This window comes from Blattabacterium cuenoti (assembly GCF_014251995.1).
GTDB lineage: Bacteria > Bacteroidota > Bacteroidia > Flavobacteriales > Blattabacteriaceae > Blattabacterium > Blattabacterium cuenoti_AE.
In genome coordinates, this window is the sequence record NZ_CP059205.1 from 257,492 (window position 1) to 279,057 (window position 21,566).

19 protein-coding genes and 1 pseudogene are annotated in these 21,566 nt (G+C 24.7%); 15 read left to right on the forward strand and 5 right to left on the reverse strand.

What is annotated here, in order from left to right:
- Positions 1-34: 34 nt before the first annotated feature.
- From H0H51_RS01220 to hisS, 12 genes and pseudogenes are all read left to right on the forward strand, one after another.
- On the forward strand, positions 35-2,011 hold the full coding sequence (locus H0H51_RS01220; protein ID WP_185877112.1) for a penicillin-binding protein: 1,977 nt from the start codon (positions 35-37) through the stop codon (positions 2,009-2,011).
- 2 nt (positions 2,012-2,013) lie between these two features.
- Positions 2,014-3,516 (forward strand): UDP-N-acetylmuramoyl-L-alanyl-D-glutamate--2,6-diaminopimelate ligase, encoded by a 1,503-nt coding sequence (locus tag H0H51_RS01225; RefSeq protein WP_185877047.1) that lies wholly within the window; start codon positions 2,014-2,016, stop codon positions 3,514-3,516.
- The gene (mraY, locus tag H0H51_RS01230) at positions 3,506-4,711 is read left to right on the forward strand and encodes a phospho-N-acetylmuramoyl-pentapeptide-transferase (RefSeq protein WP_238784237.1); all 1,206 of its coding nucleotides are present in this window, start codon (positions 3,506-3,508) and stop codon (positions 4,709-4,711) included. Before H0H51_RS01225 ends, mraY begins: the two co-directional genes overlap by 11 nt.
- Positions 4,712-4,713: 2 nt before the next feature.
- Positions 4,714-5,190 carry a Mur ligase family protein gene (locus H0H51_RS03045; RefSeq protein ID WP_262887183.1) on the forward strand — a complete coding sequence of 159 codons (477 nt, stop codon included), beginning with the start codon at positions 4,714-4,716 and terminating at the stop codon, positions 5,188-5,190.
- 35 nt (positions 5,191-5,225) lie between these two features.
- Positions 5,226-6,089: pseudogene (gene murD / locus H0H51_RS03050) on the forward strand (UDP-N-acetylmuramoyl-L-alanine--D-glutamate ligase); the annotation flags it as partial.
- Positions 6,073-7,269: an FtsW/RodA/SpoVE family cell cycle protein gene (locus H0H51_RS01240; RefSeq protein ID WP_185877048.1), complete on the forward strand. Its 1,197-nt coding sequence runs from the start codon at positions 6,073-6,075 to the stop codon at positions 7,267-7,269. The pseudogene murD and the gene H0H51_RS01240, both read left to right, overlap by 17 nt.
- Positions 7,266-8,381 (forward strand): undecaprenyldiphospho-muramoylpentapeptide beta-N-acetylglucosaminyltransferase, encoded by a 1,116-nt coding sequence (murG, locus tag H0H51_RS01245; protein ID WP_238784238.1) that lies wholly within the window; start codon positions 7,266-7,268, stop codon positions 8,379-8,381. Before H0H51_RS01240 ends, murG begins: the two co-directional genes overlap by 4 nt.
- Positions 8,378-9,757, forward strand: coding sequence for a UDP-N-acetylmuramate--L-alanine ligase (gene murC / locus H0H51_RS01250; RefSeq protein ID WP_185877049.1), 1,380 nt, complete (start codon positions 8,378-8,380; stop codon positions 9,755-9,757). Before murG ends, murC begins: the two co-directional genes overlap by 4 nt.
- The gene (locus H0H51_RS01255) at positions 9,757-10,479 is read left to right on the forward strand and encodes a cell division protein FtsQ/DivIB (protein WP_185877050.1); all 723 of its coding nucleotides are present in this window, start codon (positions 9,757-9,759) and stop codon (positions 10,477-10,479) included. Before murC ends, H0H51_RS01255 begins: the two co-directional genes overlap by 1 nt.
- A gap of 4 nt (positions 10,480-10,483) precedes the next feature.
- Positions 10,484-11,863 carry a cell division protein FtsA gene (ftsA, locus tag H0H51_RS01260; RefSeq protein WP_185877051.1) on the forward strand — a complete coding sequence of 460 codons (1,380 nt, stop codon included), beginning with the start codon at positions 10,484-10,486 and terminating at the stop codon, positions 11,861-11,863.
- A 12-nt stretch (positions 11,864-11,875) separates the two neighbouring features.
- Positions 11,876-13,258: a cell division protein FtsZ gene (ftsZ, locus tag H0H51_RS01265; RefSeq protein ID WP_185877052.1), complete on the forward strand. Its 1,383-nt coding sequence runs from the start codon at positions 11,876-11,878 to the stop codon at positions 13,256-13,258.
- 20 nt (positions 13,259-13,278) lie between these two features.
- Complete coding sequence (gene hisS, locus H0H51_RS01270; protein ID WP_185877053.1) at positions 13,279-14,712, forward strand: histidine--tRNA ligase; 1,434 nt, start codon at positions 13,279-13,281, stop codon at positions 14,710-14,712.
- 7 nt (positions 14,713-14,719) lie between these two features.
- Here the strand turns inward: hisS and pnuC are convergent, their stop codons facing one another.
- Both pnuC and H0H51_RS01280 read right to left on the reverse strand, forming a co-directional pair.
- A complete protein-coding gene (pnuC, locus tag H0H51_RS01275) occupies positions 14,720-15,361 on the reverse strand; it encodes a nicotinamide riboside transporter PnuC (protein ID WP_317168667.1) in 642 nt (213 codons plus the stop codon).
- A 2-nt stretch (positions 15,362-15,363) separates the two neighbouring features.
- Positions 15,364-15,915 (reverse strand): 4'-phosphopantetheinyl transferase family protein, encoded by a 552-nt coding sequence (locus H0H51_RS01280; RefSeq protein WP_317168668.1) that lies wholly within the window; start codon positions 15,913-15,915, stop codon positions 15,364-15,366.
- Positions 15,916-16,111: 196 nt separating this feature from the next.
- Here H0H51_RS01280 and H0H51_RS01285 point away from each other — a divergent pair, with 196 nt between their 5' ends.
- Positions 16,112-17,122, forward strand: a complete 1,011-nt coding sequence (locus tag H0H51_RS01285; protein ID WP_185877055.1) for an Mrp/NBP35 family ATP-binding protein — start codon at positions 16,112-16,114, stop codon at positions 17,120-17,122.
- Between the two features lie 19 nt (positions 17,123-17,141).
- Here the strand turns inward: H0H51_RS01285 and H0H51_RS01290 are convergent, their stop codons facing one another.
- Positions 17,142-17,957, reverse strand: a complete 816-nt coding sequence (locus H0H51_RS01290; protein ID WP_238784239.1) for a purine-nucleoside phosphorylase — start codon at positions 17,955-17,957, stop codon at positions 17,142-17,144.
- Positions 17,958-18,053: 96 nt separating this feature from the next.
- Complete coding sequence (gene murB, locus H0H51_RS01295; protein WP_185877057.1) at positions 18,054-19,076, reverse strand: UDP-N-acetylmuramate dehydrogenase; 1,023 nt, start codon at positions 19,074-19,076, stop codon at positions 18,054-18,056.
- Positions 19,077-19,170: 94 nt separating this feature from the next.
- Between murB and H0H51_RS01300 the strand changes: the two genes are divergently transcribed.
- Positions 19,171-19,455 carry a YtxH domain-containing protein gene (locus H0H51_RS01300; RefSeq protein WP_185877058.1) on the forward strand — a complete coding sequence of 95 codons (285 nt, stop codon included), beginning with the start codon at positions 19,171-19,173 and terminating at the stop codon, positions 19,453-19,455.
- Between the two features lie 368 nt (positions 19,456-19,823).
- On the forward strand, positions 19,824-20,585 hold the full coding sequence (rlmB, locus tag H0H51_RS01305) for a 23S rRNA (guanosine(2251)-2'-O)-methyltransferase RlmB (RefSeq protein WP_185877059.1): 762 nt from the start codon (positions 19,824-19,826) through the stop codon (positions 20,583-20,585).
- Here the strand turns inward: rlmB and pheS are convergent.
- Positions 20,569-21,564 carry a phenylalanine--tRNA ligase subunit alpha gene (pheS, locus tag H0H51_RS01310; RefSeq protein ID WP_185877060.1) on the reverse strand — a complete coding sequence of 332 codons (996 nt, stop codon included), beginning with the start codon at positions 21,562-21,564 and terminating at the stop codon, positions 20,569-20,571. The two genes, rlmB and pheS, sit on opposite strands and share 17 nt — an antisense overlap.
- Positions 21,565-21,566 lie beyond the last annotated feature (2 nt).

A 21,566-nucleotide genomic window follows, 5' to 3' on the forward strand; every position in this document is an offset into this window, starting at 1 on the left:
AAATAAACTTAATAAAAAATAAAATATGATGAATATGAAAAGGAGAAGGTATATTTTATTATATAAATCTTACTTAATTGGTTTTTTATTCATTTTTATTGCAACATTAATAACTTTCAATTTATTCTACATTCAAAATTCTTCAGAAGAATACAAGAAATCTGTTATAGAGCAAACAATTAGAACTAATTTAATTGAAGCTAAACGTGGAAACATTTATGCATCGGATAATAGTCTTTTGGTTATGTCCGTTACAAAATATGATATTCATATTGATTTTAAATCCATACCTGAAAAATTATTTCAAGAAAATATTCATTCTTTATGTAATTCATTGGAATCACTATTCAAAAAATCAAAAAATTTCTTTTATAAAAAATTTCAAGAAGAAAAAAATAAGGGAAATAGATATTTTTCATTGGTTAAAAATTTAGATTATCCACACTTTAAAGTATTAAGAAATTTTCCAATTTTCAAAGAAGGACAAATTAAAGGAGGTTTTATTGTAGAAAAAAAAATACGTAGAATTCATACATTAGGAAATATTGGAAGAAGAACATTAGGATATGATGATCATAGAGGTAAAGCAGGGTTAGAAGGAGCTTTTAGTGAATATTTAAAAGGAAAAAACGGAAAAAGATTAGAACAACGAATAAGTTCTAAAATATGGAAACCTTTAAAATTAGAAAATGAAGTAGATCCAGAAGATGGAAAAGATGTTTATTCAACTATAGATATCTCTTTACAAGATATAGCTTATCAAGCTTTGCTTCAAGGATTACATATATCCAAAGCGGACCATGGATGTGTTATTCTTATGGATGTTGAAAGTGGAGAAATACCTGCTATAATTAATTTAGAAAAAACAAAGAAAAATACTTATGAAGATGTAAGAAATTTTGCAGTGTGGGAGGGAAGCGAACCAGGTTCTACATTTAAAACAGTGTCTATTCTTGCCGCTATAGAAGATAAAAAAATAGAAGATAATATGATGGTTAATACAAAAGGTGGTGTGATGAAATTAAAAGGTAAAGAAATACGAGATAGTCATTATAGTGGATATGAAAAAATGAGTCCAAAAAAAATTTTAGAAGTTTCTTCTAATGTAGGAATAGCAAGAATTGTTTATGATAATTATAAAGAGTATCCAGAAAAATTTATAAAACACTTAAAAAAATGGAAATTAGATAAAAAAATAGGAATAGATATTCCAGGAGAAAGCGTTCCTTTCATTCCGAAACCTAATAGTAAAAAAAATTGGAATGGTATAACATTACCATGGATGACTTTCGGATATAATATTAAATTAACTCCTTTACAGATACTTACATTTTATAATGCTATAGCTAACAAAGGAAAGATGATTAAACCTTTATTTATAAGAGAGATAAAAAAAAATGGAAAAAGTATAAAAAAATATACTAAACCTATTATAATAAATCCTTCTATAGCGGAAAAATCATCTATTATAGAAATTAGAAAAATGTTAGAAGGCGTTGTAAAAAATGGAACAGCAAAAAAATTTTATAATCCAGAATATCCTTATGCAGGAAAAACTGGAACGACGCAATTAAATTATTGGTTGAAAAAGGAATCTATTACTTATAATAGTTCTTTTGTGGGGTATTTTCCTGCTAAGAATCCAAAGTATTCTTGTATCGTAGTTATTTCTAAACCAAAAAAAGGATTTTATGGAATTGAAGTAGCAGCTCCTATATTTGATAAAATTGCAAAATATCTTTATCCAAAAATAGGGAAAAAAAAATTTCCTAAAAAAGGAAAAAATAAAAATGATTTGCTTAAAAAAGTTAGAGAATCAAAAAATTTATTTTTTAACAAATGGACAATGCCTAACGTAATATCTATTCCTGGAAAGGAAGTTATACCTACATTAGAAAATATGGGATTTAACGTTAAATATGAAGGAATAGGAAAAGTTATTCACCAATCTGTTAAACCGGGAAATAAATTAAAAAAGAATCAAACTATATTTCTTAAACTGGAAGAATAAGAATGGTAAAGAAATTAGAAGATATATTGAAAAATGTAAATATTTTAAAAATAATAGGAAAAGATATTTCTAGACGAAATGTAGAAGGAATTTCTATATGGTCTAATGTTATTATCAATAATATGATTTTCGTCGCTAAAAAAGGAAAAATAACAGATGGACATAAATTCATAACAAAAGCTATTAAAAATGGAGCAATCAGTATTGTTTGTGAAAAAATACCTTCCTATCTTCATAAAAATGTTGTTTATATTCTTGTAAAAGATTCCCTCAATGCTTTAGGAATTATATCTTCCAATTTTTATGATAATCCTACGAAAAATATTAAACTAGTAGGAATTACGGGAACAAATGGGAAAACATCAATAGCAACAATACTTCATCAGTTATTTTCTAAAATGGGGGAAAAAAATATTCTTATTTCCACCATGGGAATAAAAATATTATCCAATATATATCCTACAGAACATACCACTCCGAATATTATTGAAATTAATAAATATTTAAATCTATCAATCCGTAAAGGGTGTAAATACGCTTTTATGGAAGTAAGTTCACATGGAATTCATCAAAAAAGAATTTCAGGATTATTATTTCAAGGAGGTATTTTTACTAATATTACACATGATCATTTAGATTATCATAAATCTTTTAATCATTATTTAAACACTAAAAAACTTTTTTTTGACAATTTATCTAATACTAATAATAATTCTTTTGTATTAATCAATTCAGACGATAAAAATTCATGTAAAATTGTAAAAAATATTTTGTCAAAAATTTATTTTTACGGATTTAGAAAAACCGCAAATTTTAGGTGTAAAATATTAAAAAAAAATATTTTTGGAAGTTTAATACTTATTGATGGAAATAAAATTTTTACTAATCTAATTGGAACATTTAATGTTTATAACTTGTTAGCAAGTTATGCGACAGCTATTTTATTAGGTAAGAAAAAAAATGATATTCTGAAAAACATTAAGAATATAAAACCTATTAAAGGAAGATTTGAACAATTTGTATCAGATTCAGGAATCCGTGTTATTGTAGATTATGCTCATAATCCAAATGGATTAAAAACTGTTTTAAATACTATTCAAGAAATAAAAGATAATAATGTAAAATTAATATGCGTTATAGGTTGTGGAGGAAATAGAGATGTAAAAAAACGTTCTTTAATGGGAAAAATTGTTTATGATATGTGTGATGTACCTATTTTTACGTCTGATAATCCTAGAGATGAAGAAATAGAAAAAATACTAGTTGATATGAAAAATTTTAAATCATATTCTAATGTGAGAAAAAAATCTATTTTAACTATTTCAAATAGAAAAGAGGCTATTAAAATGGCAATTGAAATTGCAAAAAAAAAAGATATTATTCTTTTATTTGGAAAAGGACATGAAACTTATCAAGAAATAAAAGGAGTACGTTTTCCTTTTAATGACATGGAAATAGTTAGAGAGTTATTAAAAACTAAATCACCTAAAGTTTGTGAAAAATAATGATAATTTTTTATTTGAATCATTGAATTCTTGTTTTCTTTTAATCAATATTAATTATGTTTTTTTCAGAGCTGTAGTTTCCTTTTTTTTATCATTTTTCATAGCATTAATTTTTTACAAAAAATTTATATATTGGAATAATGCAAAAAATAATATAAGAGAACATATACGTGATCTCGGGCTTATTGGGCAAAGAGAAAAAGAAGGGACTCCAACAATGGGAGGAGTTATAATGATATTATCCACATTAATTTCTACTATGCTATTTTCTTCTTTGAAGAATAAGTATGTTTTTATATTAGTCTTGACAACATTTTGCATGGGTTGTATCGGATTCTTAGATGATTATATTAAAATAAAATATAATAAAAAAGGACTTAGTGTAACAGGAAAAGTGTTAGGACAAATTTTAGTAGGTATTTTAATTGGAAATAATATTTATTTTCTGAATATAAATTCTAATGAATCTATTAAAAAAGTAAATTCGAAATTTTTTAGGAAAAAAGAATACAGTATTAAAACAACTTTTCCGTTTTCCTTATCTAATCAAGGAAATGAGTTTGACTATTCTTGTATTTTAAACCGATATAATAAAAAATGGAAAAAATATATATGGATTATTTTTATTCCTATGGTAATTTTTACTATTACATTTTTATCTAACGGAGCTAATTTAACTGATGGTATAGATGGATTGACAGCAGGAATATCTTCTATTATTTTCTTTACTTTATCTTTAATCTCTATTATTTCCAGTAATAAAATATTTTCATCAAATTTCAATTTGATATACATTCCTCATTTAGAGGAAATAATTATATTTTCTTTTGCTTTTATAGGTTCCTTAATAAGTTTTCTTTGGTATAATACTTATCCAGCCCAAATTTTTATGGGAGATACTGGTAGTTTAACTATAGGTGGAGCTATAGCAACTATAACTATTATAAATAGAAAAGAATTAATATTACCTATTTTATGTGGAATTTTTTTTATGGAAAATATTTCTGTAATAATACAAGTATTATATTTTAAATTTTCTAAAAAAAAATATGGAATAGGTAAAAGAATTTTTCTTATGGCTCCTTTGCATCATCATTTTCAAAAATTAGGATATCACGAGAATAAAATTTTCATTCGTTTTATTATTATCCAAATAATTCTTTCCATATTAACGGTAATTTTATTAATAAAATAATAATGAAAAAAAAACTATTGGTAATATTAGGAGGAGGAGAAAGTGGAATTGGAGCAGCTTTACTAGCTAAAAAAAATGGATTAAAAATATTTTTATCCGATTCAGGAGTTATTTTAAATAAATACAAAAAAATTTTAATAAAAAATAAAATTCCTTTTGAAGAAAAAGGTCATTCAAAAAATATAATAACTAAAAAAGCTGCAAAAATAATAAAAAGTCCTGGAATTACTAGAAATAACTCTTTTATAGAGAAAATTAATCTTTTGAATATTCCTGTTCAATCTGAATTAGAGTTTGGAAAAAGTTATCTAGATCAATCTTCTTATATTATCAGTATAACAGGAAGCAACGGTAAAACAACCGTTTGTTCGATAATTTATAAAATTCTTAAAGAAAATAAAATTAATGTAGGAATAGGTGGTAATATTGGACGTAGTTTTTCTAGAGAAGTTATAAAAAAAAAAAAAATTATGTATTAGAAGTAAGCAGTTTTCAACTAGATGATTGTTCTAATTTTAGATCTAATATTGCAGTTTTATTAAATATTACAAGAGATCATTTAGATAGATATGACAATAATATTGAAAATTATATGCATTCTAAATTTAGAATAGCAACTTTACAAAAAAAAGAAGATATTTTCATTTATAACTATGATGATCCTATCATAAGAAAGGGATTAAAAAAATATATTATTTCCTCTAAATGTATTCCTTTTTCTATAAAAAAAGAGTTGAAAAATGGAGCTGGAGCTTATGTAAAAAATAGCAAAATATTTATTAGAAACCAAAAAAACGAAGAAATATGTTTTTTAAATATAAAAGATATTCCACTATTGGGAGATCATAATATTTATAATATTATGGCTTCATTAATTATATCCGAAATATTTAATATAAATAAAAAATCGGTAATACCTATTATTTTAAAATTGAAACCTATAAAACATCGTATGGAAAATATATTCCATATAAATGGAGTTAAATTTTTTGATGATTCTAAAGCTACAAATGTTAATGCCGTTTTTTATGCATTAAAACATATAAATAAACCCATTATATGGATAGCAGGCGGAAAAGATAAAGGTAATAACTATGTAGAATTAGTTCATTTAGTTAAAAAAAAAGTTAAGGCTATAATTTGTTTAGGTGAACAAAATGAAAAAATTGTTTCTTTTTTCAAAGAAATTATTGATATTATTCTGGAAACAAAAAATATTCAAGAAGCTGTATATATGGCTCATATATTGTCTACTTCTGGAGATAACATTTTATTATCTCCTGCTTGTTCCAGTTTAGATCTTTTTAAAAATTATAAAGAAAAAGGAAACAAATTTAAAAAAGAAGTAAGAAAACTTTTCTATGAAAAAAAAGGATGAAAGAAATAGATATTTCAAATATTTGAAAGGAGATAAATATTTATGGGCTTTTATATCCTTGCTAGCTGTATTTTCTTTTCTACCAGTATATTCCGCTAGTACTAACCTGGTTAGTACATATGGAGAGACGAATACAACAGCCTTTAGTTATTTATTAAAACACGCTCTCTTTTTGTTAGTTGGTTTTTGTATTCTTTTTTTCACTCAATTTATAGATTATAAATACTTTTACCGTATGTCTGTATTTTCTATTCCTATAGTATTTATATTATTAATATTTACTATTATTCAGGAAAAAGAATTGGACGGAGTAAATGCTTCTCGTTGGTTGCATATTCCTTTTATTAATATATCTTTTCAAACTTCTAGTATTGCTGGACTAGTCCTTTTTATCTATTGTGCTAGATATTTAGCTAAAAAAAATAAAGAAAATATCAGTATCATTAATTCTTTTTTTCCTTTATTATTTCCAATATTTTTCATTGTAGGACTTATTTTTCCTGCCAATGGTTCTACTGCAATTATTGTTTTTATTTCTGTTTTAATCCTCCTTTTTATAGGAGGATATCCATTAAAAGGGATTATTATGATTTCATTAATGGGAATTTTATTTTCAGGAATTTATGTTTTTTCCGTTATAAAATGGGGGGATAAAAATCCTGCAAACAGAGTTTATACATGGAAAAGTCGTATAGAAAAATTTTTTAATCATGGATCTGAAGAAAGTTATCAAATGAAACAATCTAAAAATGCTATTGTTTTAGGAAATAAATTTGGAAGAGGTCCTGGTAAAAGCGTTTTAAAAGCTTTTCTTCCACAATCTTCTTCAGATTTTATTTATTCTATTATAATAGAAGAATATGGATCCTTTGGAGGAATGATTCTTTTATTCATTTATCTTTTAATTTTACTCAGAATTATGATAATAGCTACAAAAGTAAAGAATCATTTTTGTTCATTATTGGTACTTGCTGTAGGACTCCCTATTATTAATCAAGCATTAATTAATATGGGAATAGCTGTAGGATTGTTTCCAGTAACAGGACAAACTTTACCACTTATTAGTGCTGGAGGAACCTCTATGTGGGTTACTTTTTTTAGTTTTGGAATTATATTAAGTGTTAGTCGAATTATATATGAAAAAAAAAATTCAACTGATAAAATTGTAACTAACTCATGATGAACAATAATAATGTTTTACCTAGAATAATTATTGGATGTGGAGGAACTTGTGGACATATCTATCCTGGAATAGCTATAGCAGATGAACTAAAAAAACAGATTCCAAAAACTAGTATTTTGTTTATTGGATCAAAAAACCATATGGAAATGAGAGAACTTCCTAAGTTTGGATATTCCGTTGAAGGAATTTGTACTTCAGGAGGAAAAAATAATTTTTTTTCCATAAAAGGTTTTATATTTTCTTTAAAATTAATATATAGTTTATTTTTAGCAAATAAAATAATTAAAGAGTTTTCTCCAGATATAGTTATTGGGACAGGTGGATTTGTAAGCTTTCCCACTTTATATGCTGCGAAAAAAAATAAAATACCTATTCTTATTCAAGAACAGAATTCATTTCCCGGGTTAACTAATAGAATATTTTCACGTTATGCTCATAAAATATGTGTTGCTTATGAACAAACAAAAAAGTTTTTTCCAAAAGAAAAAACCGTAGTCACTGGAAATCCAGTTAGATCTGAAATCTTACAAAAGATGCCTAGTAAGGAAAAATCTTGTATACATTTGGGGTTAAGAATAGAAAGACCTATTATTTTATCTATAGGAGGTAGTCAAGGTTCTGTCAGTATGAATAATGCTTGGATAAAAGGACTAAATAAATTAATAAAATTAGATATTCAGCTTATTTGGCAAGTTGGAAAACTTGATATTTTTAGAATCAAAAAGAATAAAGCATCTCATCATTCTAATTTTGTTTTAATGGATTTTATTGAAAATATATCAGAATGTTATTCTGCAGCGGATATTATTGTATCTAGAGCTGGTGCTTTAACTATATCAGAAATGTGTTTAATAGGAAAACCTCATATATTAATCCCTTATCCTTGGGCTTCAAATGATCATCAAAATAAAAATGCTAGAATATTGGAGGAACAAAAAGCTGCTTTAATTATTAAAAATGAGGAAATAGAGAAAAAATTAGTGAATTCAACTATTAAGTTGATTAATAATTCTATAATAAAAAAAAAAATGAGTGAAAATCTCCTTCAATTGGGAAAACCTAAAGCTACAAATGATATTGTTAATGAAATTTTACAAATTATTTTATGAATTTTAATAAAATTAATTTTTTTTATTTCCTAGGAATAGGAGGAATAGGAATGAGTTCCATTGCTAGATATTTCCATTTTATGGGTAAAAAAGTTTGTGGACATGACAAGAATAAAACTTATTTGACCCAAAAGTTAGAAGAAGAGGGAATTTCAATTAATTATCGTGATTGTATAAAAATGTTGCCTGAATGGATTCATTCTAAGGAATGTTTAATTGTATATACTCCAGCTATTCCAAATGATAATAAACAATGGATTTATTTAAAAAAATATGGAAAAAATATAAAAAAACGTTCTAAAGTTTTATCTTCAATTGCAAAAAATGGAATTTGTATAGCTATAGGAGGGACACATGGAAAGACAACTACTTGTGCTTTACTAGGACATATTTTATATAATTCAGGATTTAGCATTACTGCTTTTTTAGGAGGAATATCTGAAAATTATCAATCTAATATTATATTAAATGGATCCAAATTTTTTTTGGTAGAAGCGGATGAATTTGATCGTTCTTTTTTGCACTTATCACCTAATATTGCATGTGTTACATCTTTTGATCAAGATCATGTAGATATTTATCCAAAAAAGTATGTTTTAAGAAAAGCTTATTTATCTTTTTTAAAAAAGATAAAAAAACCATACAGAAAGGTTTTTCTTTTACAGGAAGAATCTTTAATACTAAAAAATGCTATATATTATTCTATAACAAAAAAAGCAAATTATTATTCAAATAATATTCTTACAAAAGAGAATAAATGGTATTTTGATTTTCATACTCCTACAGAAACATGGAAATCTTTACCATTACCTATTCCTGGAATACATAATCTAAAAAATGTTACAGCGGCATTATCTATATCTGATTATCTAAAAATCAATCAAGAAAAAGTCAGAGAATCTCTACTTTCATTTCAAGGAATAAAAAGAAGATATTATATTCATTATCAATCTAAAAGAAAAGTATATATAGATGATTATGCTCATCATCCTACAGAAATTAATTTTCTTATTAAAACCGTCAGAGATTGTTTTCCAGGTAAAAAGATACTAGGAATTTTTCAACCTCATTTATTTAGCAGAACTAAATTTTTTGAAGAATCTTTTGCAAAAAGTTTAGAGAAACTTGATATTTTAATACTATTAGATATTTATCCTGCTAGGGAGTTTTTATTAAATGAAATAATTAATTCCAATAGTTTATTAAAAAAAGTAAAAATGGACTCTAATAAAAAAGAGTTATCTACTTTATCAAATGTTTTGAAAATAATAGAAAAAAAACATTTTGATATTATTCTTACAATAGGAGCTGGTGATATAGATACCTTAATCACACCTATAAAAAAATGGTTATATAAAAACGATTTGGAAAAGTAATGAAAAATAAATCATTTATCCTTGTTTTATTATTATATATAATTTTTATGATTCCTCTTTTTTATTTTTCTCAAAAAATACATAAGAATAGAAAAATTAAAAAATTTAATATTATTGTTGATCCTTCATCAAATAATTATTTTATAAATGAAGAAATTGTTAAAAATATTTTATTTTCTAAAATGAAAAAAAATGAAAAAAAAATCGGTCAATTATGTATATTGAAAATGGAAAAACAATTAGACAATTATCCTTTTATAAAAAAATCTGAAGTATTTATTAGCGTAGATGGAACTATAAATATTCTTATTTCTCAGAAGGAACCCATTTTAAGAATAAAAAATAGAAATAAAGAATATTATTTGACAAAAGATGCAGAAGATTTGGAGCTTTCTCCTTTTTATTCTTCAAAAGTTATTTTAGCAAAAGGATTCTTTTCTAAAGAAGAAAAAAAGTACCTAGTTTGTTTAATAGAAGCTATAAATTCTGATGATCTTCTAAAAAACCAGATTATTAGCATTAAAAAAAATGACGATAACTTATTTTTTTTAATTCCCAAAATAGGAGATCATTATATTATATTTGGAAACGTAAAAGATTTTAAAAATAAATTGAATAAATTAAAAGCATTTTATAAACAGTATTTAAATAATATGAATATTAATCAATATCAAAGTATTGATTTGCAATATAAAGGACAAATAGTCGCAAAAAAAAGATGAATCTATGGAATATCAAGATATAGCTATAGGTCTTGATGTGGGAACCACAAAGATTGTAGCTATGGTAGGAAGGAGAAATGAATATAATAAAATTGAAATCCTAGGCATAGGTAGATCTAAAAGTATAGGTGTACATAGGGGGGTTGTAAACAATATAACTCAAACAATTGAAGCTATTCGAGAAGCAGTTTCTGAAGCAGAACATAGTTCTGGTTTAAAAATAAAAGAAGTCATTGTTGGAATAGCAGGACAACATATTAGAAGTCTACAACATAATGATTATATTACTAGATTAGGATTTGAAAATGTAATTAATCAGAAAGATATACAAAAACTGATAGATCAAGTTCATAAACTAGTGATGTTGCCAGGGGAAGAAATTATTCATGTTCTTCCACAAGAATATAAAGTAGACAGTCAAACAGAAATAGAAGAACCAATAGGAATGTATGGAAGTCGTTTAGAAGCTAATTTTCATGTAGTTGTAGGACAAGTTTCTTCTATTCGTAATATTGGAAGATGTGTTAAAGCTGCAGGATTAAATTTATCCGGAATGACATTAGAACCTTTAGCTTCTGCTGAAGCTGTTTTGAGTAAAGAAGAAAGAGAAGCTGGTGTAGCTTTAGTGGATATAGGTGGAGGGACCACTGATATTGCCATATTTAAAGATAATGTTATTCGTCATACGGCTGTAATACCTTTTGGAGGAAATGTTATTACTGATAATATTAAAACAGATTGTTTAATTATTGAACGACAAGCTGAATTATTAAAAATAAAATTTGGATCTGCATGGCCTGGAGAGAATAAAGAAACAGAAATTGTTTGTATACCTGGATTAAGAGGACGTGATCCTAAAGAAATTTCTTTAAAACATCTTTCTAAGATTATACATAAAAGAGTATGCGAGATTTTAGAAAAAGTTAATATAGAAATTAAAAATTATGGAAATGAAGAACAAAAGAAAAGATTAATCGCTGGATTAGTTATGACAGGTGGAGGATCTCAATTGAAACATATTCGTCCTTTAACTGAATATATTACTGGAATGGATGTTCGCATAGGTTATTCTAATGAACATATTGCAGGTGGAGAAAATGGTTTAATAAGTAATCCAGAATATGCAACATCTATAGGTTTAGTTATTAAAGGTATTGATGATAAAAAGAAATATATTTGTACAACAACAAATATGGGACGTAGATATTATGATGAAACCTATTCATCAAAATTTATTTCTAAAAAATTTTATGAAAAAAATAAAAAATTAAATTCAGAAGATAATAATACAGATCATTCTGATAAAAAAAATAAAACAAAATCAAAATCTTTTCTTGAAATTTGGGCAGATAAATTTCGTCAAATATTGAATGATACAGAATAATAAATCATGACAATGAAAAAAGAAGATTTTATACAAAATAAAAAAAAAGAAAATATCCAATTTGGATTTACGAAAAGTCGATCAGCTGCGATAAAAGTTATTGGAGTCGGAGGTGGAGGTAGTAATGCTTTAAGTCACATGTTTGAACAAGGTATTACTGGAGTTGATTTTATAGCATGCAATACAGATTCACAAGCTTTAAAAAATAATCCAGTTCCTGTAAAAATTCAATTAGGAGTTTCTACCACTGAAGGATTAGGTGCTGGAGCCGATCCTGATGTGGGAGAAAAAGCTGCTTTAGAAAGTTTGGAAGAGATAAAAAGTGTTCTAGATTCTAATACTAAAATGACATTTATTACAGCAGGAATGGGGGGAGGAACAGGAACAGGAGCTGCACCAATTATTGCTGGAATTTCCAAAGAAAAAGGAATCCTAACTGTAGGAATTGTTACTATTCCATTTCATTTTGAGGGAAAAATGAGATTACAACAAGCTCAAAAAGGAATAGAATCGTTAAGAAAAAACGTGGATTCTTTAATTGTAATTAATAATGACAAATTAAGAGAGTTATATGGAAATTTAGGGTTCAAAGCTGGATTTGCAAAAGCAGACGAAGTTTTAACTACTGCCGCTAAAGGGATTGCAGAGGTTATTACTCATCATTATAAACAAAATATAGATTTAAGAGATACTAGAACCGTACTTAAAGAAAGTGGAACTGCTGTTATGGGGTCTGCTATTTCTGTTGGTGAAAATAGAGCAAAAGAAGCTGTTATACAAGCTTTAGACTCTCCATTGTTAAATGACAATAAAATTACTGGAGCGAAAAATGTTCTATTATTAATTGTTTCAGGTAGAATAGAGATTACTATAGATGAGATAGGAATTATCAGTGATTATATACAAGCTGAAGCAGGAAATAATGCTAATATTATTATGGGGATAGGAGAAGACGAAAATTTAGAAGAAAGTATTTCAGTCACTATAGTAGCTACAGGATTTCCTACAGAAATTCAAAGAGCAATCAATCATGAGGAAAAAAAAATTTTTCATAAACTAGAAGAACCTTATGAACAAAGATTAAAAAAAATGGAAGAAATTAGTTCTTTTTCTAAAAAAGAAATAAATCTTTATCCTATGAAAAAAAATAATTTGAGATATTCAGAAAAAACTTTTGATAAGAAAGAGAATTTTTCATTAAATCAAAAAGAAAACGTTTTTGAACAATCTATTAATTCAAATTTTGTAGAATCTAAACAAAATAATAAAAAATATCTAATGCTAGAAGATAGCTTTGATTTTCCTATTTCATATAATAATGATAGTGAAAAAACGTTAAAAAAAAGTATTCATAAAAAAGAAAATAATAAAGGTAAAAAATTCAATGACTTTTAACATTTAAAATATCATTAATAATGGAATCACCTTATATTCCTAAAGGAACCAGAGATTTTTCATTTATTGAGATGAATAAAAGAAATTATTTAATTAAAACTATTCGGGAAATATTTGAAATTTTTGGATTCTACTCAATAGAAACTCCTTCTTTTGAAAACATTTCTACCCTTGTAGGAAAATATGGAGAGGAAGGAGATTGTTTGATATTTAAATTACTTCATTCTGGTAATGTTTTAAAAAAAAAAATTTCAGAATTTTTAATAAAAACCAATAATAAAAAAATTCTAGATGAAGTTGATGATAATTTAATAAAAAAAATTTTTTTCCAAAAAGTAACTAATAAAGCACTTCGATATGACTTAACAGTTCCCTTTATGCGCTATGTAGTAATGCATAAGAACGAAATAATATTTCCTTTTAAAAGATATCAAATACAACCTGTATGGCGTGCTGATAAACCTCAAAAAGGAAGATTTAGAGAATTTTATCAATGTGATGCAGATATAATTTCATCTTATAACTCTTCTCTATGGGAAGAAATAGAATTAATTCAACTTTGTGACAAAATTTTTTCAAAACTTAATTTTCCTGTTATTATTTATATTAATCATAGAGATATATTGGGAGGACTAGTCGAAATTTCAGGGATTAAAAATGATTTGTGGAAAAATTTTATTACATCTTTAGACAAATGGAATAAAATTGGACGAGACTTGGTTAAAAAAGAAATGTTGTGTAAAGGAATTTCTTCTCAATCATTTGATAAAATAGAGTTTTTTTTAGACATGAAAAAAAATTTCTATGAAAAAAAAAAATATTTAACTATGGCTTTTAAAGATTCCAAAAAAGGGAAAAAAGGAATCGAGGATCTTAGTTTTATTTACAATAAAATAAATGATATTTCTTTAAAAAAGACAAAATTGGAATGGGATATTTCTTTAGTTAGAGGAATGAATTATTATACAGGAACAATATTAGAAATTGTTCCATTACATAATAATAATACTTCTTTAAGGTCTATTTCTATTGGTGGTGGAGGAAGATATGATAAATTATCTAATTTGTTTGGAATGAAAAACATTTATGGAGTGGGAATTTCTTTAGGTTTAGATAGGGTTTATTTAGCTATGGAAAAGGAAAGTTTATTAGATACTATTTTTTTCTCTAATTATCCATCAAAAATTTTGTTTATTAATTTCGGAGATGAAGAAGTTTTGTACGCATATCAAATGATAAATTTTTTAAGAGAAAAAGGAATTTCTACTCAATTATATCCTCATGCTGTTAAAATAGGGAAGCAATTTAAATATGCTAGTGATAATAATATTCCATTTGCTATTATAATAGGAAAAAATGAAATAAAAAGAAGAAAAATAAAAGTTAAAAATCTTAGAGAAAAAACAGAAAAGGAATACGATAATATCAATGATGTTATAAATCAATTAATGTAATAAAAAATTATAATTTTAGTGCTTTTTTTTTCCAAATAAAAAAACCCATTATAGCTAATATAACTAAAATGATAAATAAAATTCCTGTCAATATAAAACCTTTAAAAAAATAAAGGGGAACAGAAATCATATTTCCAATAATCCAAAATATCCAATTCTCTACCTTTTTCATAGACATTTGATACATACCAGAAAAAAAAATTCCCGTTGTTAATATATCCATCCAATCGGAATAGTTTTTAAGTTTTCCATAAAAAAAATAAAGTATCATACTGAAAATACATGTAAAAAATAATAAAAAAAATGTACGAAAATAATCTTTTTTACTACAAAAAGTGATAGAAATGGGCATTTTTTTATTTTTTTGATCTTTTTTATACAACCAAATAAACCATCCATAAAAACTCATTATTGTATAATATAGATTAATAATAAAATCTCCATAAAGAGAAGAAACAAAGGTTAAATAACTATATATTATAGTACTTACTATTCCTATTGGATATACCAATATATTATTTCTTTGGGCAAAAAAAATACTTAATATTGTAAGTATTACAGCAGTAGATTCTAAAATGAGAATAATATTTCCCTTATTATGATGATAAGGGGATAAAAGAATATTGATGTTCTCATTTATCATTATCATGTTCATTTATCTATGATATAAACTAAGTAAAAATTTTCTATTTTTCTATAAAAAGCGTAAAACCTTTGACTACAGGTTTTTTTCATTATCCAACATGATATGCAAGATTTCTTTTCAAGTATAAAAGGAGAAACTTTATAACGATTTAAAAAACTGTGGTGAATTCCTCCTTCTAATTTATATAAACTTTCTTTAATTCCCCATATAACATGTAAATAATCTTTTTCATAATTTTTTTTAATAAAAATAGATTCATCTTTTCTAAGAAATTTATTTTTTACTTTAACTATTTTATTATCTTTTCTTAATTTTTCTATGTCTATTCCTATCTGATAAGAGCTTATTGCTATAGCAATTTTTCCGAAAGAATGACTTAAGGAGATATGTTTTTTTTCAGGAAAAAGGAAGGGTTTTCTTTTTTCATTGTAAAAAATTCTTATATTCATTCCTATATATCTTAATGCATAACGAATCCCTAAAAATTCTTTTTTTCTTTTTATAGATAAAGATAAAAAAAACATTCTTTCTTTCTTAGAAAGAATTATATTCTCCATATTTTCTAAAAGAAATTTCCATTTATTGTATTTAAATATTAGAATTTTTGTATGAATTTTATTGAACTTATAATAGGAATATAAATTCATGTTCTTATTTTAGAATATATTTTCAAATCTAGTTATTTTTTTTTGTACTATTATTGTGATAGGTTATTTTTATTTATTCTTAACCGTACAAACATCTAATATTAGTGTGAAAAAAAAAATTGAAAATGCATTAAAAAACGTTATTGCTTTCGGTAATAATAATATTATTGAATCTGGTATTCTAAAAAAAATAGACATTTTTAGTCATAAAATAATAATCTATTTAAGATTAGATCATCCTTCTATGCATTTTAAAAACAAATTAATCAGAGAAATTAATCTTTCTATGAAAAAAGAAAATGTACTAAATCCAGTATATATAAAAATAGAAAGAAAATTAAAAGAAAATTTCAATAGGAAACCTATGATAAAAAATATAATAGCTGTTGCTTCTGGAAAAGGAGGTGTTGGTAAATCTACAATAGCAACTAATTTAACCGTTTCCTTAGAAAAAATGGGGTTTCATGTTGGATTATTGGATGCTGATATATATGGTCCTTCTATTCCATTAATGTTTAATCTTAATAAAAAAGATTTTAGTGAAAAAATCTATAATAATGAAAATAAGATGATTAATCCTATCATTAGTTTTGGAGTTAAAATTTTGTCTATAAGCTTTTTTTTGAAAGATGAACAAGCTATTGTTTGGAGAGGTCCTATGGTTACTAAAGTTTTGAGGCAATTTATTCATGAAACTGATTGGGGAGAATTAGATTTTTTAATAGTGGATTTACCTCCAGGAACAGGTGATATCCATTTATCTCTTTTACAAGAAATTTCGTTAAAAGGAATTGTTATAGTTAGTACATCTCAAAAAATAGCATTATCTGATGTGAATAGATCTGTGGAAATGTTTCGTATGAAACCTATAAATGTTCCAATTATTGGAATTATTGAAAATATGTCTTATATATTAGGGGAAAAAAAATATTATTTTTTTGGTAAAGATGGAGTCAAGAATTTTTCTGAAAAAATGAATCTTTTTTTTCTTGGAGAAGTTCCTATGTTACAAGAAATACGAGAATATTCAGATTATGGAATTCCTGTAGTTTTAAAAAATAAAAAAATAGAAAATATTTTTATGAATATCACTAAAAACATTATTAATCAATTATAAAACTTTACGTTTTAATGAACTATGAACAAAATTTTATAAACTCTTTAATTATTAATATTATAAGAGGTATAGATTTTTCTGATTCTTGAAAAAATTGATTTTTATAATTTGAATAATCGTTATTGATAATAATTTTATCAGAACTTTTATTAGTAGATAATCCCATCATGACAATAATAGATATAGAGAATACTCGTAGATTCATACATCTGGCAGCGATTACATCTGTCACTATATTCATTCCACCAATACTATCCCCTCCCATGGATCGTATCATGGCATATTCTGAATAAGTTTTATAATTGAAATAAGGAAAAGCAACAAAAATTCCTTTTTGAATAATTATATTATGATTCATCGCTATATTTTCTGCAATTTCTAACATTTTTTTATCATATGGTTCTGTAATTTCAAAAAATTTATTTTTTATAATATTATTTATATTACGGGTTTCTGGAAATAAATTTATATGGTCTTTAATTAACATGACATCTCCCATTTTATAATTTTGATTAACGCCTCCAGAAATATTAATTAATATTAATTTTTCGATTCCTATTTTTTTACATAAAATAATAGGAAAATAATTTGTCTTTTTTTTTTCATGAAAGTTTTCTATTAGAAATACTACATTTTTATCTTCTATTTTTCCAAATAAGAATCTTCCGTATAATTTCTTTTTTGAAAAAATTGGAATTTCTTCATACAAAATGCATATAGGATTTTTAATTTCTTCTATTAGTTTATCAAACTGATTTTCTAATAATAATATTCCGAAATCAGGTTTTTCTTTTATTTTATTTTGTATGTATTGTTTTGATTTTTCTAAAGTCATAATTATTGACATAAAATTTTTATCAAATTATATTTTTATAATTTTTCCTTTTTTATTTTTTCTATTAAAATTGACAATTAATTAATTTTATTAATATTATTGTATAATATTTACTTCTATTGATAATAGAATGTTAAATTTTTCTTTTATGTCTTTTCTTATTTGTTTTGATAAACAAAATATGTCCATTCCACTAGCTTCTCCATAGTTTACTAAAATTATAGGATGTTTTTCATACACCCCTGCATTCCCAATTTTCTTACCTTTCCATCCTGTATTTTCAATTAATGAATTGGCAGATAACTTTATTTTTCTATTAGAAACACTATAACCGACAATAGTGGGATATTTGAATTTTACTTTCTTAAAATAAGAAATATCTACTATGGGATTTAAAAAAAAACTACCAGCATTTCCTAATTTTTTTAAATTAGGAAGTTTTCGATTTCTTATATGAAAAAGTGCATTTATTAAATCGTTAACAGTAGGTTTGTTAACTTTCATATTTTCTAATTCTTTTTTAACTTCTACATAAGAAAGATTCAATCTTTGACATTTTTTTCTTAGGATAAAGAAAACAGATAAAATTATAAATTTATTTTTGTAATTATAATTTTTGAAAAGAGAACAACGATATCCTAATTGACATTCTTTATTTGTGAGTTCTATTATTTTTTGGTTATATATTTCGTATGCTTGTATTTTTAATAAAGTATCTTTAATTTCTGATCCATATGCTCCTATATTTTGAATAGAAGCAGCTCCAACTGTACCTGGAATAAATGATAAATTTTCTAAACCTAGAAATCCTTTTTTTATGGTCCACATGACAAATTCATTCCAATTTTCTCCAGAATAAGCTTGGACAATAACTTGAAGGTCATTTTCCTGTATTATTTTTTTTCCTTTTATTCCTATTTTTATTACCATACCTGGATAGTATTTTTTTAAAAAAAGAATGTTACTCCCATTTCCTAAAAAAACTTTTGGAATATTTGGATATCTATTAATAACTTTTATAATTTCTTCCATGCTTTTTACTTCTACAAAATAACGAGCATAGACATTTATTCCAAATGTATTAAATTTTTTAAGAGAAAAATTCTTGTTGATTAACATTAGAAAAATATTTCATTACGAGGTATACAAAATATAATTTTGTTTGTAAATTGATTAAATTTATTCTATACAAAAAATATAAAATTGTTTTTTTATGAAAAAAGGGGGAAGTTTTTTTTGGGGGGTTATTTTAGGAACTATAGCCGGTTTATTCATGGGAATTCTTTTAACTCCAAGAAAAGAGGAAAAAATAAAAAATATATTGGAAAAAAAAACAGAAGAGTTAAGAGATAATTTACAGGAAATTAGTAAAAAATTTGGTGAAAAAGTAGATCAGATTAAATCCAATTTTGGATATAAATGGAAAAAATACAAAATCGAAAAAGAAAAAATAAATCAAGATAAACAAGATAAAGTAGAAGATGAATTAGGAACTTAAAAGGTATCTATTTTTTCATGTTCATTTTCATTAAAAATTTTATTCATAAAAAATGGTGTGTTTTAAAAAATGAATTTATTCAATTTTTTATCACTATTATTGGAGAGGTTTTTTTCAATTTTTTTTTGTTAATATTTTCTATCATTATTTTTTTTTTGGGAAGTCTTTCTTTATGTTTCTTTCTTTCCTTTTATTTCGGAAATTATATTATAGGATTTAGTATTCTAACTGTTTTATATTTTTTTATTTTTATTTTTGTTTTCTTTTTCTCAAGAAATATTTCTAGATCTTTCATTAAAAGTTTATTGAGTAGATCTATTTTTAAAATTTTTAATAAGAAAAAATAAAACTAGAAATAATCATTAATTATGAAACAATTGGAAGTTGTTTATGGAATACGTCCGTTAATAGAGGCTATTAGATCTAATCTAAGTATTAAAAAAATATTTTTTCAGAAAGGTTTGATTCAAGAATCAAATGCTTACAAAAAATTAAGACATCTTTCTAAAGAAAAAAATATTCCAATTCAAACTGTTACAAAACAAGAATTTTTTCAATTGAGAAATAAAAATCATCAAGGTGTTTTTGCTATTATTTCTCCCATAGAAACTTATCATATAAAAGATTTGTTACCTATGTTTTATGAAAAAGGTATAAATCCACTTCTAGTAGTTTTGGATAGAATTACAGATGTAAGAAATTTTGGATCTATAATACGTACTTCTGTATGTGTTGGAGCGAATGCTATTATTGTTCCAAAAAAATCCACAGCAATGATTGGATCTGATTCGTTAAAAACGTCTTCAGGAGCTCTATTTAAGATTCCAATTTGTCAAGAAAAAAATATTAAAAATACTCTTCTTTTTCTAAAAAATTATGGATTAAAAATTGTTTCCGCTACGGAAAAATCCAATATAGATTGGTATAATATTGATTTTTCAGGACCAATAGCTTTAATATTAGGAAATGAAGAAAAAGGAATTTCCAAAAATTATTTGGAAATTTCTTGCGAAAAGGTAAAAATTCCAGTAATAAAAAAAATTTCTTCTTTAAACGTGTCTGTAGCTTGTGGAATAATTTTATATGAAATTTTTCGACAAAGGAAATTTCGATCTAAAACTCGCTTTTAAATTGTTTTAAAAAACGAATATCATTATCGAAATAAGTTCTAATATCTTTCATTTGATAAATTATCAAAGCCAAACGTTCTATTCCCACTCCAAAAGCAAATCCAGAATAAATTTCCGGGTCAATTCCTACATTTTTTAAAACTTCGGGATCTATCATTCCACAACCCATAATTTCTAACCATTCATTGTTGCAATGAATATCTACTTCCGCACTGGGCTCTGTAAAAGGGAAATAAGAAGGACGGAATCTAATTTTTTCTTTTCCGAAAAGAGAAGTTATTAAATAATGAATAGTTTGCTTTAAATCGGAAAAAGAAATTTTTCTATCTATAGAAAATCCTTCTGCTTGATGAAACATAAAATTTGAATGTGATGAAATAGTTTCGTTTCTATACACTTTACCTATGGATAAAATACGAAAAGGTGGACAATGATTTTTCATATATCGTATTTGTATAGACGAGGTATGTGTCCTCAATAAAACATCTAGACTTTTACATAAAAAAAAAGTATCCTGCATATCTCTAGATGGATGAGAAACCGGAATGTTTAAAGCCGTAAAATTATGCCAGTCATCTTCTATTTCAGGACCGTCTACATGAATAAATCCAATTCTTATAAAGATTTCTATTATTCTATTTATTATTATGGATAATGGATGAATGGATCCTATTTCTATAGATTTTCCAGGAAAAGTAGGATCATAATCAGAATTCAGTACCTTTTTATTTTTATTAATATCATTTATTGATTTATAATGAGAAATTTTATTTTGAACTTCTTTTTTTAATTCATTAATGATTTTTCCATAATTTTTTCTTTCATGAATGGATATTTTTTTTAAATTTTTAAATAATACTGTTATAATTCCTTTTTTTTTTCCTAAAAATTTTATTTTAAATGTTTCTAAATCCTCATTTTTTTTGATATGAAAACATTTTATATATTTTTTTATCTTAATTATTTCTTTTTGATCCATAT